General features: G+C 70.4%; 11 protein-coding genes. 4 read left to right on the top strand and 7 right to left on the bottom strand.

Going from position 1 to position 16,862, the window contains the following annotated elements:
- The first annotated feature begins 7 nt into the window (after positions 1–7).
- Positions 8–3,274: a non-ribosomal peptide synthetase gene (locus tag IG98_RS45140; RefSeq protein WP_037970984.1), complete on the top strand. Its 3,267-nt coding sequence runs from the start codon at positions 8–10 to the stop codon at positions 3,272–3,274.
- A 108-nt stretch (positions 3,275–3,382) separates the two neighbouring features.
- Here IG98_RS45140 and IG98_RS0122825 read toward each other — a convergent pair whose 3' ends face one another.
- Positions 3,383–5,308, bottom strand: a complete 1,926-nt coding sequence (locus tag IG98_RS0122825; protein ID WP_030915594.1) for a B12-binding domain-containing radical SAM protein — start codon at positions 5,306–5,308, stop codon at positions 3,383–3,385.
- Positions 5,309–5,467: 159 nt separating this feature from the next.
- On the opposite strand from IG98_RS0122825, the gene IG98_RS0122820 reads away from it, so the two are divergent.
- Complete coding sequence (locus tag IG98_RS0122820; protein ID WP_030915591.1) at positions 5,468–6,235, top strand: HalD/BesD family halogenase; 768 nt, start codon at positions 5,468–5,470, stop codon at positions 6,233–6,235.
- A 92-nt stretch (positions 6,236–6,327) separates the two neighbouring features.
- Here the strand turns inward: IG98_RS0122820 and IG98_RS50735 are convergent, their stop codons facing one another.
- Together IG98_RS50735 and IG98_RS0122810 are read right to left on the bottom strand one after the other, a co-directional pair.
- Complete coding sequence (locus IG98_RS50735) at positions 6,328–6,495, bottom strand: DUF6203 family protein (protein WP_157594463.1); 168 nt, start codon at positions 6,493–6,495, stop codon at positions 6,328–6,330.
- A gap of 66 nt (positions 6,496–6,561) precedes the next feature.
- Positions 6,562–7,365: a TetR/AcrR family transcriptional regulator gene (locus tag IG98_RS0122810; RefSeq protein WP_030915588.1), complete on the bottom strand. Its 804-nt coding sequence runs from the start codon at positions 7,363–7,365 to the stop codon at positions 6,562–6,564.
- Positions 7,366–7,481: 116 nt separating this feature from the next.
- Between IG98_RS0122810 and IG98_RS0122805 the strand changes: the two genes are divergently transcribed.
- On the top strand, positions 7,482–9,755 hold the full coding sequence (locus IG98_RS0122805) for an ATP-binding cassette domain-containing protein (protein ID WP_030915585.1): 2,274 nt from the start codon (positions 7,482–7,484) through the stop codon (positions 9,753–9,755).
- Between the two features lie 399 nt (positions 9,756–10,154).
- Here IG98_RS0122805 and IG98_RS0122800 read toward each other — a convergent pair whose 3' ends face one another.
- The 3 genes from IG98_RS0122800 to lanL form a co-directional block, all read right to left on the bottom strand.
- Positions 10,155–10,385 carry a zinc-ribbon domain-containing protein gene (locus IG98_RS0122800; RefSeq protein ID WP_030915582.1) on the bottom strand — a complete coding sequence of 77 codons (231 nt, stop codon included), beginning with the start codon at positions 10,383–10,385 and terminating at the stop codon, positions 10,155–10,157.
- 122 nt (positions 10,386–10,507) lie between these two features.
- Positions 10,508–12,274: an ABC transporter ATP-binding protein gene (locus IG98_RS0122795; protein ID WP_030915579.1), complete on the bottom strand. Its 1,767-nt coding sequence runs from the start codon at positions 12,272–12,274 to the stop codon at positions 10,508–10,510.
- A gap of 198 nt (positions 12,275–12,472) precedes the next feature.
- Complete coding sequence (lanL, locus tag IG98_RS0122785) at positions 12,473–15,253, bottom strand: class IV lanthionine synthetase LanL (RefSeq protein ID WP_051752670.1); 2,781 nt, start codon at positions 15,251–15,253, stop codon at positions 12,473–12,475.
- A 560-nt stretch (positions 15,254–15,813) separates the two neighbouring features.
- On the opposite strand from lanL, the gene IG98_RS0122780 reads away from it, so the two are divergent.
- Positions 15,814–16,554, top strand: a complete 741-nt coding sequence (locus IG98_RS0122780) for a Mut7-C RNAse domain-containing protein (RefSeq protein ID WP_030915571.1) — start codon at positions 15,814–15,816, stop codon at positions 16,552–16,554.
- A 120-nt stretch (positions 16,555–16,674) separates the two neighbouring features.
- On the opposite strand, the gene IG98_RS54340 is transcribed toward IG98_RS0122780, so the two are convergent.
- Complete coding sequence (locus IG98_RS54340) at positions 16,675–16,803, bottom strand: hypothetical protein (protein ID WP_281178509.1); 129 nt, start codon at positions 16,801–16,803, stop codon at positions 16,675–16,677.
- Between the last annotated feature and the right edge of the window lie 59 nt (positions 16,804–16,862).

Below are 16,862 nucleotides of genomic sequence, written 5' to 3'. Positions count from 1 at the left end.
GCACCCCATGCCGGACATGTCGCCGATCCAGGAGAGCTGGTGGAGGTCCTACCGGGCAAAATCCGCCGGTGACCACACCGACCAGGTCACCCTCGCCGCGCGGCTACGCGGGTCTCTGGACGAGAAGGCCCTGACCGCCGCGCTGGAGGAGGTACTGGAGGCGCGCGAGGACCTACGGCCGGCCCCGCCGGGTGGCCCCGTGCCCGTCACAGTGCCCGTCGCCGTTCCCCGGCCGGTGGAACTGGGCAGACACGAACCGGGCCGCCGCGAGGAGTCACTGGCGCGTCTGGTCTCCGAGCAGGCCAACCGCGGTCTCGACCTCGAAGCGGGGCCGCCGCTCCGGATCGTCCTGGCCCGGCTGGCCGACGACGACCACGCGCTCGTCCTGACGGCGCACCGACTGGTGGCCGACGAGCGCGTCCTGGCCGGTCTCGCCGGGGAGATCTCCCGGGCCTACCGGAGCGCGATCGGCTCCCCCGCCGCCGCTCGCGACGGCGTCTCCGCGAGCGGCCACGACTCCCCTGACCCGTCCCCCGGCGGACGCGCCGCCGGTCCGAACGGTCGCGCCGCGTCCTCCCCGGAGGCCGGCGACGTCGCCGATCTCGCCTACTGGCGTGACCGGCTCGACGGTGCGCCTCCCGTCCTCGACCTGCCCGCCGACCGCGGCCGTCCCGCCGTACCCGGCCTCACGGGCGCCCGGGTGACCTTCGGCGTCCCGCCGGAGACGGCCGCGCGCATCGAGGCCCTCGCACGCGAGACCGGCACCGGCGACGGAGCCGCCGTCGGGGCCGCCGTCGGGGCCGCCGCCCAGGCCGCGCGGGCGATGGCGCTGTCGCGCTGGTCGGGGCAGGCCGAGGCGGCCACCCCCGGCGCCGAAACCAGCACCGACACCCGGGCCGTCACCCTGGCCGCCTGGGCGGTCGCACTGTGCCGCTGGTCGGGCCAGGACGAGGTGGTGGTCGGCGTACCCGTGCCCGGCGACGGCCGCGCCCCGGTGTTCCCGATCCGGATCGGCTGCGAGGGCGACCCGTCGTTCGCCACCGTCGTCGCCCGGGTGCGTGACGCGCTCGACGGGGCGGCCGCGCACGGCTCCTACCCTGCGCACCGGCTCGCCGAGGAACTGCGGCTGGACGCCTCCAGCGGCGTGCGGCCGCTCTACCAGGCGGAGTTCGACCAGGCCGCCCCGGCCTGGAGCGCGCTGCGACTGCCCGGCGTGCGGACCTCGGAGCTGGGGGCGGACCGCTTCCCGCTGGCCTCGGATCTGGCGCTGGTCCTGGTGCCCGGCTCGCTGGAGGGCGAGCTGCGCTACGCGCTCGACCTGTTCGACGCGCCCGGCGCCAGAACCAGGGCCGAGCAGTACGTCACGCTCCTGACCGACGCCGTGGGCGACCCCACCCGGCCCATCTCGCGCCTGTCCCTGCTGGACGCCGAGCAACTGCGGCTGGTGGTCGCCGAGTGGAACCGTACCGAGGCCCCCTTCGACGAGCAGGCGAGCATCGGCGCGCTGTTCGAGGCGCGCGCCGCCGCCGCCCCCGACGCACTCGCGGTGCTCTGCGGCGAGCGGCGGCTGACCTACCGTGAGCTGGACGAGCGCGCCAACCGGGTGGCCCACCGGCTGATCCGTGACGGAATACGGCCAGGCCAGGTCGTCGGCTCGATGACCGGCCGCTCGGCCGAGGCGCTCGTCGCCTTCCTCGGCACCGTCAAGTCCGGCGGCGTCTATCTGCCGCTGGACCCGGCGCTACCGCCCGACCGGCTCGGCCACATCCTGGACGACAGCGGAACCGGGCTGGTCCTGACCGTGGCCGAGCACGCCGGCCGGGTGCCCGGTGGCCGGGTGCGCACGGTCGAGCTGGACACCGGCTGGAGCGCGATCGAGGCGGCGGAGCCGGCCACCGGCCCCGGCGTGACGCCCGCGCCCGACGCCACCGCCTACCTCATCTACACCTCGGGATCGACCGGCCGGCCCAAGGGGGTGGAGGTGCCGCACCGCGGCGTGAGCAACCTCGCCTCGGCCCTGTCGCGGGAGTTCTCCCTGACGCCCGACGACCGGGTGGCGCTCTTCGCCTCGCTCAGCTTCGACGCCTCGATCTGGGAGATCACGATGGCGCTGCTGAACGGGTCGGCGCTGTGCGTGCTGGACCCCTCGGCCATGACCCCGCAGGAGACGGCGAAGGTCATCAGCGACCAGGGCGTGACCGCGGCCACCTTCCCGCCGACGTTCCTCAGCACGCTCAGGGGCGACGAACTGGGCACGGTCAGGTTGATGGTGGTCGCGGGCGAGCAGTGCCCGACCGGGCTGGTGCGGACCTGGGGGCCGGGCCGCAGGTTCGTCAACGCCTACGGGCCGACGGAGACGACCGTGTGCGCCACGATGGGCGCGTGCGACCCCGCCGCAGCGTACGCCCCGCCGATCGGCCGGCCGCTGGCCAACTTCAGGACCTACGTGCTGGACCGCCGGCTCAACCCGCTCCCGGCCGGTGTGCCCGGGGAGCTGTACGTCGGCGGCGCCGGTCTGGCCCACGGCTACCGGGGCAGGCCCGGTATGACCGCGCGGTCGTTCATGCCCGATCCGTACGGCCCTCCGGGGGCGCGGCTCTACCGCACCGGTGACCTGGCCCGCTACCTGCCCGACGGCCGGCTGCAGTACGTGGGCCGGGTCGACGCGCAGGTGAAGATCCGTGGTTTCCGGGTGGAACCGGCCGAGATCGAGGCGGCGATCACCCGTTACCCGGGCGTCCGCGAGGCGGCGGTCGTCGTGCGCGACGACCGGCTGGTCGCCTACGTCGTGCTCGACGACGCCTCCAGGATCATCGCCGACCGCAGCGGCCTGACCGGCGAGCTGCACCGGTTCCTGCAGGGCTCGCTGCCCGCGTACATGCTGCCCGCCTCCTACCTGACGCTGGACGCGATGCCGCTGACCTCCTCGGGCAAGGTGGACCGTCAGGCACTGCCGGAGCCCGGCTCGGGCGGCTTGGACGGCGACGGGGGCGGGGGCGGCGAGGACGACTTCGACGCGCCGCGGACGCCGACGGAGCAGACGATCGCCGGGATCTGGGCCGAGGTGCTGAAGCTCAGGCGGGTCGCCCGGGAGGACGACTTCCTGGAGATCGGCGGTCACTCCCTGGTGGCCGCGCAGGTGATCACCCGGGTACGGGAGAGGTTCACCGTGAACGTGCCGATCAGGGTGCTGTTCGAGAACCCGGTGCTCGCCGACTTCGCCGAGGCGGTGGACGGCGCCTCGGCCAAGGCCGAGGCGAAGGCCGGGGTCTGAGCCCGCGGGCATCCCGCCGGGCGGGATGCCCGCGTATGACGAGGGCCGTGAGGATCATCCTCACGGCCCTCGTCATACGCGGGCCCTTCGCGGCCCGGCCGAGGCGGCTCAGCGGCGGCCCGGCAACGCGGCGACCTCGGACTCCGGCCGCCAGGTGGGCAGATACTCCCGCAGCCGCAGCACCATGCCCTGGCAGTAGGAGGCGTTGTGCTCCAGGCTGCGCTCGGGCATGAACGGCAGCTTCCGCCCGCGCGGGTGGTCGAGCACCAGCCGGGTGAGGGGCTCCCGGCCGGCCTCCAGGCCGGTCACGTCGAGGTCGATGAGGAGGGCGGCCAGGTCGGCGGGCATGTCGACGACCGAGGCCGTCTTCCCGTGCGGCTCGACGCGCAACTCGGTGAAGTCGTAGCCCGGCGGCTTGGGCCTGGCCAGGTAGATGTAGGGCCTGGCCAGCAGGTCGAGCTCGAACGCGGCCCGCGCCCCGGCGTCCCGCCACCAGGACTGACCGCGGGCGAAGTCGACGAGCAGTCCGTCGAACTCCTCACGGTGCGAGTGCAGGACGAGGTGCGCGACCATCCCGAAATTGTGGAAGTCATAGTTCCAGAGTTTCTGCACGGAATCGCGGAAGAAACTGGCGACCTCGGTGTCGGTGCGGCTCTCGAAATACGTCGCTGCGTCGGTGAAGAAATCCTCCAGCCGCCTTGTTCCGGACCTCTCCAGATAATTGGCGAGGTAATACAGGCCGCGTAGGTTGTAGAGCGAGTGGACAGCGTAGTAGAACCAGGTTCCGCGCTCGCACTCCGCGCGGCTGACCCAGTTGGTGCCGACCACCACGTCGGCTTCCGTGACGTCACTGGGAACGCGCTCCACCTGCACTCCGAGAAGCTCCCGTTTGGCATATATCGAGGTGTTGTGCAGCAGGAGTTGCGGATAGACGATGAGTGTGTCGGCACGGAGCCGGCACAGTTCCGCGATTCCCTCCTTGTATGACTCCAGGGTCTCTCCGGGAAGCGGCCAGATCAGCTCGATGTAGGAGCTGATGCGCTTTTCCCTGAGCGTTCTCTGCAGCTCGGTGTAGGTCGCGGGCTTGATGTTCGAGCGGTCGACCAGCTCCAGGGTCCTGGAGCTCATCGACTGCAGGGAGATGGGCTGGCTGGTCAGCAGTCCTCCCCGCACGAGAATCTCGGTGATCTCGGCCATCCGGTCGGGCTTGTTCTTGGCCGCGGCCATCGAGACCATCACCGGGTAGCCGTTCTCCTCACTGCACTCCACCAGGTGGCGGGTCAGTTCCACGTCGCGCGGGGCCATGCCCCAGTTGGCGTCCGCGATGAAGATCGACACGAAGTCGTGCTTGCTGATCCAGGTGATGTCGTCGCGGACCCGCTGGTCCTCGAACTTGTGGACCTTGTCGTTGGTCGCCGCGCCCCAGAAGCAGAAACCGCAGCTGAACGGGCATCCTCGGTTGGTCTCCAGGATGGCGGTGGTGTACCTGCCCTCCTCGAAGACGCCGGAGGTGAAGGGCGAGGGCACCTCCATCAGGTCGCGTACCCGCTCGGCGGCCTCGGTGGTGACGAGTTCCCCCGACCGCCAGAAGCTGATCCCGTCGACGGCCGAGAAGTCGGGGTCGTCGCCGATCACCTGGCGCAGGTACTGCAGCATCGTCTTCTCGCCCTCGCCGTTGCAGACGACGACGTTCTCCTGCTCGGGGGCGACGTACTCCTCGGCGTGCAGCATGACCTGGGGGCCGCCGAGGATGAACTGGGCCGCCGGGAGCCGCTCGTGCAGCGCGGCCAGCACCGCGCGCGCGAATCCGATGTTCCAGATGTAGCAACTGATGGCGTAGACGTCGCTGCGCTTTTCCAGGAGTTCTGCGATCACCTCCTTTCTGTCCGCGGACACCGGGGCGGAGAAGATCTCGAAATCACATCGCGGCCCCACCTCCGGATCGTGCTGCGCGTAAGCCTGCATGTAACCGGAGGCAAGGGGCAGGATGGCCTCGAATGCAGACAGCTCGACGAATGTGACTTTGGTGTTCATGACGCTCGTCCCTGCGTAGTCCGAGTAATTTCTGAAGCCGATCGGATGGAATCCGCTCATGCTTTCACAGGGGGACCGGACGGACAACGCGCACTAATTGCGGACACCACTCGCGTGTTACGGTTCTGGAAACCTCGATAACCACGGAGGAGAAACCGTATGCCGACTCATGACTACGAGACCGGCCTCGGGACGCTCTCACTCGACGACCGGATCGCGGAGCATCTCGAAAAGACCTTTCAGGACCCCTGGGAAATTCGCAGATTCTCCCATGATTTCCGCAGGAACGGCTACGTCAAACTGCGGAACGTGGTCTCCGAGGAGGTCAAGGATCTCGTCTCGGACGAGGTGGAGCGCCTGCTCGACCTGCACGCGCGCCGGATCGACATCAACCTCAAGGAGACCAGCAACTCCCCGCGCAAGATGAGCACGGTCAGTCAGCAGTCCATCGCTCAGGACAGCTCCCTGATCCCGGAGCTCTACGACTCCCCCGCCCTCAAGGGCTTCCTGGGCCGGCTGGCGAACGAGCCCGTCGTCAACTGCCCCTGGGACGAGGAGAAGTACGTCATCATCCGCCAGGAGAAGCAGGGCGACACCCACGGCTGGCACTGGGGCGACTTCAGCTTCACCCTCATCTGGATCCTGGAGGCGCCGAGCAGCGAGTACGGCGGCATGCTCCAGTGCGTTCCGCACACCAACTGGGTGAAGGAGGACCCCCGGGTTCACGACCACCTCATCCGCTACCCGATCAGCACCTACGCCCACCAGAGCGGCGACATCTACTTCCTGCGCTCCGACACGACGCTGCACCGCACGGTCCCGCTGTCGGAGGACCGCACCCGGATCATCCTCAACACCTGCTGGGGCAGCGAGTCCGACGCGAAGAAGGAGCAGTCACACGAGACCATGGAGGCGATGTTCAACTGACCCGCGGGGGCTCAGGCGATGGCGGGACGGCCCGGCCGGTTGACCGGGCCGTCCCGCTCGTCTCACGTCACCGGCGCGGTGAACTCGAAGGGTCATCGGCGTCCGCGTGAATCACGGCTCCGGGGCCTGTTCACCCCGCCCTGCTCCTGGGCCCGCTGCCTGCGCCGCCGTCCCAGGAACCAGCCGACTCCCAGGATCGCCAGCCCGATCGGCGTACGGGCCAGCCAGCGTGCCACCACGACCTTGAAGAACCTTTTCATGAGATGCCTCTGCCCGGCGGCGGCCCGATCAGTCAGGCGCCGCGCCCCGGATCCGCCCCCGGAGGATCACGGGAGCGCTCGGACGCCGGCCCTGTTCATCGCCGCCTCGATGCCGTCCAGCAGGACGGCGAGACCGGCCGCGAAGGTCTCCTTCGCCTCCTGTTCCAGGTAGGGCACGCTCTCGTCCTCGGACTGGTAGGCACCCTCGCTGTCGAGCCAGGTCAGCGTCGGGAACCGCTCGGCGAAGTCCGGCGCGACCTCCTCCAGCAGGGCCGAGCGGGCGTACCACCACTCCTCGTCGGACATCCCGGTCGCCGCCGGAGCCTGGCGCGACTCCGCGACCGTCTGCGCCGCCGCGCGGACGAAGTGGAACAGCACCCCGACGAGGCGCCGCAGCACCCCGGCCGTAAGGCCCGTCTCGCGAAGGATCCGCAGCGCCGTCTCCAGCATGACGTACTCGTTGGGGCCCAGCACCGGACGCGCCTGCGAGACCTGCAGCACCCATGGGTGGCACAGGTAGAACGCCCAGGCGTCCTCGGCCCAGGAGGTCACGGCCGCCCGCCAGCCCGCCCCCAGCTCGTAGTCGACGGGCAACTCGGCGAGGGCCCGGTCATACATCAGGTCGACCAGCTCGCTCTTGCTGGGCACGTAGGTGTAGAGGGCCATGGCGGTGCGGCCGAGCCGTTCACCCACCGCGCGCATGGAGAGCGCGGCCATCCCCTCGGAGTCGGCGACGGCGATGGCCGTATCCACGATCACATCCACGCTCAGGCCGGGCTTGGGGCCGGGACGCCCTCCTTCCGGCCTCGGGGTGTGCCACAGCAGTGCCATCGAACGGCGCGCGTCGCCCTGTCCGGCGAAGACGACCAACTTGCCACTCCTTACGGCATAAACTAACTTTACCGGGCCATCTCTTTACACCCTAAGGATATCAAGGGAGAAGGTCAGTGTTCCCCTCCACCCCCACCCCCGCCGACGACCACGACATGCGGCCCGGCCGGGCCGCCGCGGACAGCCACGACGTGATCGAGGTCCGCGGCGCCAGGGAGAACAACCTGGCCGACGTCTCGCTGGACATTCCCAAGCGCCGGCTCACCGTCTTCACCGGGGTGTCCGGCTCCGGAAAGTCCTCCCTCGTCTTCGGCACCATCGCCGCGGAGTCGCAGCGGCTGATCAACGAGACCTACACGGCCTTCGTCCAGTCGTTCATGCCGAGCCTCGGCCGGCCCGACGTCGACGCCCTGCGCAACCTGAGCGCGGCGATCGTCGTCGACCAGGAGCGGATGGGCGCCAACTCCCGCTCCACGGTCGGCACGGCGACCGACGCGCAGACGATGCTGCGGATCGTCTTCAGCCGGATCGGCACCCCGCACGTCGGCACCTCGACCGCGTTCAGCTTCAACAGCGCCGAGGGCATGTGCCCGGCGTGCGAAGGGCTCGGCCGGGTGAACGACATCGACGTCTCCCAGCTGGTCGACGTCGACCTCTCACTCAACGAGGGGGCCATCACGGCCCCGAACTTCAACGTCGACTCGTGGTACTGGCAGAACATGGTCCACTCCGGCTACTTCGACCCCGACGTCAAGCTGAGGGACTACACCCCGGCCCAGTGGGAGGACTTCCTGCACAAGCCCGCCACCAAGATCAAGATCGGCACCATGAACACCACCTACGAGGGGCTCCTGGTCAAGGTGCGGCGGCTCTACCTCGCCAAGGACCGCGAGTCCATGCAGCCGCACATCCGGGCGTTCGTGGACCGGGCCGTGACGTTCACCGACTGCCAGGCGTGCGGCGGCACCAGGCTCAACCCCGCCGCACTGGGCTCGAAGATCAACGGCCGCAACATCGCCGACTGTGCCGCCATGCAGATCAGCGACCTGGCCGACTTCGTCCGGGACATCGAGGACGAGTCGGTACGGCCGCTGATCGCCACCCTGCGCGACACCCTGGACTCGCTGGTCGAGATCGGCCTGGGCTACCTGAGCCTGGACCGCGAATCGGCCACCCTGTCCGGAGGCGAGGCCCAGCGGGTGAAGATGGTCCGGCATCTCGGCTCCAGCCTGACCGACGTCACCTATGTCTTCGACGAGCCCACGGTGGGACTGCACCCGCACGACATCGAGCGGATGAACGGCCTGCTGCTCCGGCTGCGCGACAAGGGCAACACGGTTCTGGTGGTCGAGCACAAGCCGGAGACGATCGAGATCGCCGACCACGTGGTCGACCTCGGTCCCGGGGCCGGTCCGTCCGGCGGGCGGATCTGCTTCACCGGCGACGTGGCCGGGTTGCGCGCGTCGGACTCCCTGACCGGCCGCCATCTGGACCACCGGGCCCGCCTGCGCGAGCAGGTACGGCAGCCCAGCGGACAGCTGTCCATCACCGGCGCCCGCCTGCACAACCTGAAGGACGTGAGCGTCGACATCCCGCTGGGCGTGCTGACCGTGGTCACCGGCGTCGCCGGCTCGGGCAAGAGCTCGCTGATCCACGGCTCGCTCCCCCGCCGGGACGACGTCGCGGTGGTCGACCAGGCCCCGATCCGGGGATCGCGCCGCAGCAACCCGGCCACCTACAGCGGGCTGCTCGATGCGATCCGTACCGCCTTCGCCAAGGCCAACGGGGTCAAGGCCGCCCTGTTCAGCGCTAACTCCGAGGGCGCCTGCCCCAACTGCAAGGGCATCGGCCTGGTCTACACCGACCTGGCGATGATGGCCGGGGTGGCGTCGGTGTGCGAGCAGTGCGAGGGGAAGCGGTTCACCCCCGAGGTGCTCACCCACAAGCTGCGCGGCAAGGACATCAGCGAGGTGCTGGCCATGTCGGTGGCCGAGGCCCGCGACTTCTTCGCTTCCGGCCCGGCCCGCGCCGTCCTGGACCGGCTCGCCGACGTGGGCCTGGGCTACCTCGGCCTGGGCCAGCCGCTCACCACCCTGTCCGGCGGCGAGCGGCAGCGGCTCAAGCTTGCCATCCGAATGGCGGAGAAGGCCACCACGTACGTGCTGGACGAGCCGACCACCGGCCTGCACCTGGCGGACGTGGACCAGCTCCTGGCCCTGCTGGACCGGCTGGTCGACGACGGCAACACGGTCATCGTCATCGAGCACCACCAGGCGGTGATGGCCCACGCCGACTGGATCATCGACCTCGGCCCGGGGGCCGGCCACGACGGCGGCCGGGTGGTCTTCACCGGCACTCCCGCGGACCTGGTCTCCAGCGGGGACTCGCTCACCGCCCGGCACCTGCGCACCTACCTGGGGAAGAACTAGACGTCGGCAGGGAGGCCCGGTCAGGATTCGAAGAGGTCTCCCCCTGGCCGCAGAGGCCGAACCGCCGCGGGGGTCCGAGAGGCGGGGGCCGGCGGCGGTCGTCCGGGCGACCGCCGGTCCCAGGCCTCCTCGCCGCCGCTCAACCCGGAGCGGTTGGCGATGACGGCCTGTGCCGTGCGGTCCCGGACATCGAGCTTGGTCAGGATACGGCTGGCGTAGGTGCGTCGCCGGGCTGATGAAGAGCGCCGCAGTGATCTCACCGTTGGTGTCCCCGTGGCCGATCCTGGTCGGTACCGCCCGTTCTCGCTCGGTCGGCGTGAGAAGTCGCGGGTCTGGTTCGAGCGGTTCCGGGACGCGGGCGAAGTGTTCCATGACGTGCCGGATGATCGTGGGCGGTGCTCAGCGGACCGCCAGACGATCCGCCTCGTCCTTCGAGATGTCATAGGACGCCCCGCAGAAAGTGCACTGCACCCCGTACTTCGTCCGCACCGGGAACAGCGGGACGAAGAACAGACTGAACTTGGTGACCTTTCTGGACAGCACCTGCGCCGCCGTGTTGCCGCAGTTGCGGCAGAGAAGCGTCAGCACGCCGAGCCGGTGGGTCACGGTGCGGAGTCCGAAGATGAGCATCCCCCAGTCATACCCGACGGAACCTGCCGGTGGCCCGCCGGGCGGCCGGGTCTCAGGGGGCGCGGGGCCGCCACCGGCCCGTGAGCCGGACCCCCGCCTCCATGAGCGCGGACCCGAGCAGGCTACGCCGCGCCGGTCTGCGCGCGGACCATCCGGGCATACAGCCCGTACCGGTCGCCGAGCAGGTCAAGGCGCGAGCCGTACTCCACCACCCGCCCCTCCTCCAGCGCCACGACGGTGTCGAAGGAGTCGAGCATGCCGAACCTGTGGGTGATCATCACGGTCGTCTGTCCGGCCCGTTCCGCCAGGATCGCCTCGACGACCTTCAGCTCGGTCAGCGGATCGAGCGCGGAGGTCGCCTCGTCGAGCACGAGCACGGACGCGTCGGCCAGGAGCGCGCGGGCCAGGGCGATGCGCTGCCGCTCGCCACCGGAGAACAGCGCCCCCCGCTCGCCCACCGGCGAGTCGTAGCCGTCCGGGAGCGCCGCGATCCGCTCGTGGATCCGGGTGATCCGGCAGGCCCGCACGAGATCGTCCATCGTGGCGCCGGACGCGGCGTATCTGAGGTTGTCGGCGACCGATCCCTGGAAGAGGAAGGGGTCCTGCGTGGCGATGCAGATCCGTCCGGGCAGCGGCGCCCCGAACTCCGTCCCGTCGATCACGACCGCTCCCTCGGTGGGCGGGTGCAGCCCGGCGAGCAGGTGGCCGAGCGTCGTCTTGCCCGAACCGCTCGGACCCACCACCAGCGTGGTGGAGGCGGCCGGGATGTCGAGGCTCACGCCGTACAGCGCCGGACGGTCCTCCTCACTCGTCCCCGGGTAACGGAAGCCGGCCTCGCGGGCGGCGAGCGCGCCGGGGCCCGAGGCGGGACTCTGTCCCGCCTCGGGCTCCGGCTGGAGGTCGAGGTAGCCGAAGACCCTCTCGAACGCCCCTTGGGCGGCGCGGAACTCGGTGGAGATGTGCAGGATCTGCCACAGGGGCTGGTAGAGCCTCGCCTGCAGCACGGTGAAGGCGACCAGGGTGCCCGGAGTGATCCCGCCGGTCAGCCCCGCCGCCACGAACACCAGGTAGGGGGTCAGCACGAAGAAGACGTGGCCCACGCTCAGCACCAGCTGGGCCACCAAGCCGGAACGGACCCCCAGCCGTGCCAGCCGTTCGCTCTCCGCGGCGAACCCGGCGGCCTCCTCCTGACGCCTGCCGTGCACCCTGGCCATGGTGACGCCCCCCAGCGACAGGCGTTCGGCGATGATGGAGGAGAGCTCCGCCCGGGTGCGCTGGCCGTCGGCCGACAGGGTCGAGAGCGCCCGCCCCGACCGGGAGGCCACCAGCAGGACGAGCGGCGCGAGGATCAGGGCGACGCCCGCGAGCACCGGTGACAGGGTCACCATCGCGCCGGCCGCGACCACGAATCCGATGAGGCCGGAGAGCGCGCCGGGCAGGGTGTCCTTGACCGCGTACTCGATCTGCGTGGTGTCTCCGGCCAGCCGCGACTGGATCTCGCCGCCCCGCTCCGTGGCGAAGAAGGTGAGCGGCATGCGCTGCAGGCGGCCGAACATCTCCGCGCGTAGCCCGTGCACCACCCGCTGCGCGACGCGGGCCGACAGCCACGTCTGTCCCATGTCCACGGCGCCCACCGCGCAGGCGATCGCCGCGGCCAGCCCGGCGATCAGGGCGAGCAGCGGCAGGTCGGGGCCGCCAGGCCCGAAGAGCGCCCGGTCGAAAACCACCCGCGTCAGCAGCGGGACGGCGGCGTTCAGGGCGGAGTAGGCGGCGATCAGCACGACGAGGACGCAGACGGCGCCCCGGTACGGCATGAACAGCCGCACGACCCTGCGCCAGGTCCCTGGGGCGGGAGGGGGCTCCGGGACGGAGGGGGGACGATCGCGCACGGCCGTACCGGTCCTTGTCTGATAATCGAACGCCTGGTGATCGGACAGAGCCCCGCCCTCCCGAGAGCGGGAGGGCGGGGCCTTCACCTCAGTCACCCGTCACGTCAGTTGTCGGTGCAACCGGCGTGCCTGAAACAGTTGGTCAGCCGGAGCGCCTCATTGGCACCCGGCTCCAGCTCCTGGAGAGCCTGCAGGTCCTCAACGTCGAAGGACATGGTCTTCACCTCCTGTGGTCGGCGGGGCCACCTCTGATACGGCCCGCTCTTCTTTCATCGCCGTCCCGTCGCGAACGGCGAGCTTGGGGACGTCATCGGGCATCCACAGCCGGGGATGCCCGTGACGCAGCCGGAGGAGGAAGGCGACGACGCCCGCCGTACCTCCGAGGAAGGTGGGTGAGAAGCCCGCCTGGGCGTCGGGCACGAGCAGCCGGCCGGAACGGCCGACCGCCCTGGTCTCCAGGCAGGCGGCCAGGTCCCGGGCCCACCGGTGGTAGCGGTCGTCACCGGTGAGATCGGCCATGTCGAGCAGGAACTCGCCGTCGCCGGGAAGCCCGTGGCACGGCACCGGCCCCGACTGCCACCGGGTGCGGTGCACGGCCGCCGCCGCCCCGCGTGCGAGGTCCAGTGCCTTCGGGTCGCCGGCGGCGCGCCAGTACCTCACCAGGAAGGAGCCGATTCCGGAGGATCCGCTGCACCAGTGGGGCCTGCGGGGACGGACCGTTCCCAGGTCACCGCGGAGGGTCGGCCACCAGGCGGTGTCGCCGTCGACGTCCACGTGCGCGTAGAGGGCGCGGGCGACCTCGTGCGCGGTCGCCGTCCAGTCCGGCCGGTCGAGGATCCGGCCCGCGTGGAGCAGCGCGGTCCCGATTCCGGCGAGGCCGTGCGCGAAACCGAAGTGGTTGGCTCCGGCGAGGCCGGAGTCGAACGTCCGCGGTGTCGGCCACTGCGGGTGGCCGTCCAGGTACGACCGCGCGTCGTGCAGGTTCTGGAAGATCGTGGCCGCGCGTTCCCGCAGCGCCGGATCGCCGGATCGCAGTGCGACGCGCAGGACCGTCATGCCGCATCCGGCCAGCCCGTGCGTCACGTCCGGGCCGGGGTGATCCGTCGGCAGCAGGCCCGCCGCCCGCACCGCGTACCGGGCCAGCCCGGCGTCGTCCAGGGCCACCGCCGCGTCGTACAGCGCCCACACCGCTCCGGAGCGGCCGAAGTGGAGGCCGGGCCGCCAGACGTCCTCCTCCGCCAGCCGCAGCCGCAGCCGGCGGGAGAGCGCGGCGACCGCGGCGGTCGCCTCCGGTGCGGGCATGGCCAGCGTCAGGACCCCGAGGACGCCCGCCGCGCCGGCGTGCACCGAGCACGGATCCGCCTCGGGCCCGCCGGAGGCATCGGACCACGCCGCCAGGCTGCCGTCGCCCGGATCCGCCGCCTCCACCAGGTGTGCGATCCCGTCGTCGATCAGCCGATCGATCCGGTGAGGCGGCCGGACCGGTTCCGCGGCGCCCGGCCCGGCGGTGAGCCCGGCGGCGCCCGGCCGGCGGGTGAGTCCGGCGAGGAAGCGCTCGCATCGCTCCAAGGACCAGCGGCGTTCCGGCTCCGCTGCCAGCAGACCCTCCGCCAGCGGCCGCAGCAGGGCCAGCGTGGGGTTGTCGGTGGCCACCGGCGCGACCCGGCCGGGGCCCGGCGGGTCCAGCTCGGGGCCCGGCGGGTCCAGGTGGGCGCCGACCGCGAGGAAGTACGCCATCGCGCCGAGGCTGTAGAGGTCGGCGCCGCCGTCCGGTGCGGGCCAGGGCTCCCCGACATGCTCCACCAGCTCCGGCGCCAGGTAGCCCGGGGTCCCGCCCACCATGACGGTGGCGCCCGGCACGGCCGTGTGCTCCAGGTCGATGAGCCGGAGTCCGCCGCCGGGGAGCAGCATCACGTTGTTCGGCGAGAGGTCGCCGAACACGTGCCCCCGGCCGTGCACCGCCTTCAGCAGCTCGACCAGCCGGCCAAGAAGGGGCAGGACCTCCGCCGCCCCGTTGCCGAAGCCGTTCTCGCCCAGCGGGCCGGCGTTCCCGTCCGACCAGCGTTGCAGCGTGATCCCCGGCACACGCTCCTCGACGAGGAAGGCGTGCCCGCCCTGCTCGAAGAAGTCCACCACGGCCGGCACCGCCCCGGTCGCCGCGAGATCCTCAAGGCGGGAGCGCTCCGTCGCCACCCGGTCCCGCGCGTCCCTGCCGCTCAGATCGGCGCACGCGTGCAGGCGGCCCTCCTTGACGACCACCTCGCGCCCTGTCGTGGTGTCCTCGGCGAGATACACCCCGCCCCGGTTCGCGTGCCTCACGGCTTCGCGGACGACGAAGCGGCCGTTCAGCATGACCGCGGCCGCTCCGGGCCGCCGGTCCGCCACCGGAGCCTCGAACGGGCAGACCGCGAACGGCGGCGGGGAGAAGCGCGGCTCCCGCGCGTCGAGGACGAGGCGGCCCTCCGGTGAGCGCAGCCGGATCTCGTAGAACCCGTCGTTGCCGAGCGTCCTGTGCCCGCGGAAGGCGCCGTAACGGTAGTACACGATCCCGCCCGCCCGGTAGGGGCGGTCGGAGAGGATCACGGGTCCGGGAAGGCCCCGGGTGACCTCGTCCAGCAGGGCGGCCAGGCGGACCGACTCCGCGTCGTCGCGCGGGTAGACGGTGACGAACTTCCCGGCCTGCGCGCGGCTGCAGTGCGGTTCGAGGAATTTCCAGTAGTCGTGCAGCCGGGCGGGGAACTTGAAGGCGCACCTGGCTCCGGCCAGCACCCGCGAGACGCGGGAGAGCACCACGGGGGCGGAGAGCATCGTCGCGGAGACGTGCAGTTTCCACCCCTGGTCGGGGATCGCATAGGTGTCCGGCGTGACCTTGCACCAGAGTCCGTCATCAGTGATCGACCACTCCCGGGCGCCCGCGCGCCCGACCTCGGCGGTCACGATGTCACAGAGGATGGCATGGTCTCCCGGACGCGTCCTCACGTGGACCCACCCCCTGTCGTCGGGATTCTTTTTCGCAGAACCTGAGATTAACAGAGAGCTATTGCCAATGACTGGATTTTCAATTGCCGACGAGGTGAGAGGGCGTTTATCCGGTGCGGAAAAAAATCTTCAGCGAATTGGTCACACCATTATTCGCATTTATGAACACGCTCACCCCGACAACCTCCTACAGGGGTTCGGATCGCCGAAACAGCTGTACGCGGCGCACTCTGTCAAGGACGAAAATTATCATTCATACGTAAAGTAATGTCAGTTATTTACATTTGTCATGACTTCACCTTACTACGCGGCCATAACCGATATCCGGTGAGACAGGGATGCCTGCCCCCGAGGAGACACCGCACAGAATACCCTGGCGCGCACGCCACACCGATTAGCCGTGGTCCTGACCGCAGCCAGGTGTAAGACCTCAAGGGGGAATCCTCCTGGCGGGCGACCGGCGGTGAAGCAGGAACCCTCACGGGCAACCGTGGGAATCCTCTCCCTTCCAGGGGGGAGGAGGTCAAGCCGGAGCCTGTGGCGGATGGCATGCTGGCAGTGTGAGCGAACCTGACATCCACCTGCGTGTCGCCCCCGAGCTGCTGCTGTTCCTGCCCGCGCGCCGGCGACGCGAGTGGCAGCGGGTGACGCCCGATGGGACATCGACACTGGGCCATGTCGTGGAGTCGCTCGGTGTTCCGTTGCCGGAGGTGGGGCCCTTGATCGTCGAAGGCGTGGAGGTCGGCCCGTCCTACCTGCCCGCGGCCGGTGACGTGGTCCACATTCACGCCGTGCCCCGCCCCCAGCCGGTGCCGCTCGAACCGGGACGGCACGGGCCCCGGTTCCTGCTCGACGTCCACCTGGGCACCCTCGCGCGAAGGCTCCGGCTGCTGGGCGTGGACGCGACCTACCACAACGACATGGACGATCCCGCACTGGTCGTTGAGGCCAACAGGGAACGCCGCGTGCTACTGACCCAGGACCACGGTCTGCTGTGCCGCCGGGCGCTCTGGCTCGGCGCCTACGTACGAGGCAACAAGGCGCATGATCAACTCCATGACCTGCTGGAGCGGTTCGCACCACCGCTGCGGCCGTGGACCCGCTGCACGGCCTGCAACGGAGAGTTGATACCCGTCGAAAAGCACGAGATCGACCGCCTGCTGGAGGCCGGGACCAGGCGCTCCTACGACGTCTACGGCCGCTGCTCGGAGTGCGGCCAGATCTACTGGCGCGGCGCGCACAGCGAACACCTGGAGGAGATCGTACGTTCGGCCATGCACACGGCCACCCTTGGCCCATAGGTTCGAGCTTCACGGCCCGGAGCGCCCCGCGGTGGCCTACCTCAAGGTTCCTCGGCACGCGTGGGCGGATGACCACGCACTGACCGCACCGAGGCGAGACCGGCACGATCACCATGGCGTTCAAGAAACCCGAACACGGCGCCCTGAACCGGATGCTTCCTTCACATAGTCCATGAGCTTGGCGGTATCGGATGAGGTGATCCACGGCGTAACGGTCGAGTAGCCATCGGGAACTGCTTTAACGGTCATCTGACTGCCTCCTGGCGTGGGGTGGGAACGTGCCCGACGCCAACGGGGCTACAGGTCAG

Origin of the sequence: Streptosporangium amethystogenes (genome assembly GCF_000721075.1) — a bacterium.
GTDB lineage: Bacteria > Actinomycetota > Actinomycetes > Streptosporangiales > Streptosporangiaceae > Streptosporangium > Streptosporangium amethystogenes.
This window is presented reverse-complemented; position numbering and strand designations above follow the sequence as displayed.

What these genes read in the sequence shown, in the direction of transcription:
- IG98_RS54340 (WP_281178509.1), bottom strand. Translation starts at nt 16,803, where the DNA reads ATGACCGTTAAAGCAGTTCCCGATGGCTACTCGACCGTTACGCCGTGG.
- IG98_RS0122820 (WP_030915591.1), top strand. Translation starts at nt 5,468, where the DNA reads ATGCCGACTCATGACTACGAGACCGGCCTCGGGACGCTCTCACTCGAC.
- IG98_RS0122800 (WP_030915582.1), bottom strand. Translation starts at nt 10,385, where the DNA reads ATGCTCATCTTCGGACTCCGCACCGTGACCCACCGGCTCGGCGTGCTG.
- IG98_RS45140 (WP_037970984.1), top strand. Translation starts at nt 8, where the DNA reads ATGCCGGACATGTCGCCGATCCAGGAGAGCTGGTGGAGGTCCTACCGG.
- IG98_RS50735 (WP_157594463.1), bottom strand. Translation starts at nt 6,495, where the DNA reads ATGAAAAGGTTCTTCAAGGTCGTGGTGGCACGCTGGCTGGCCCGTACG.
- IG98_RS0122805 (WP_030915585.1), top strand. Translation starts at nt 7,482, where the DNA reads ATGCGGCCCGGCCGGGCCGCCGCGGACAGCCACGACGTGATCGAGGTC.
- IG98_RS0122825 (WP_030915594.1), bottom strand. Translation starts at nt 5,308, where the DNA reads ATGAACACCAAAGTCACATTCGTCGAGCTGTCTGCATTCGAGGCCATC.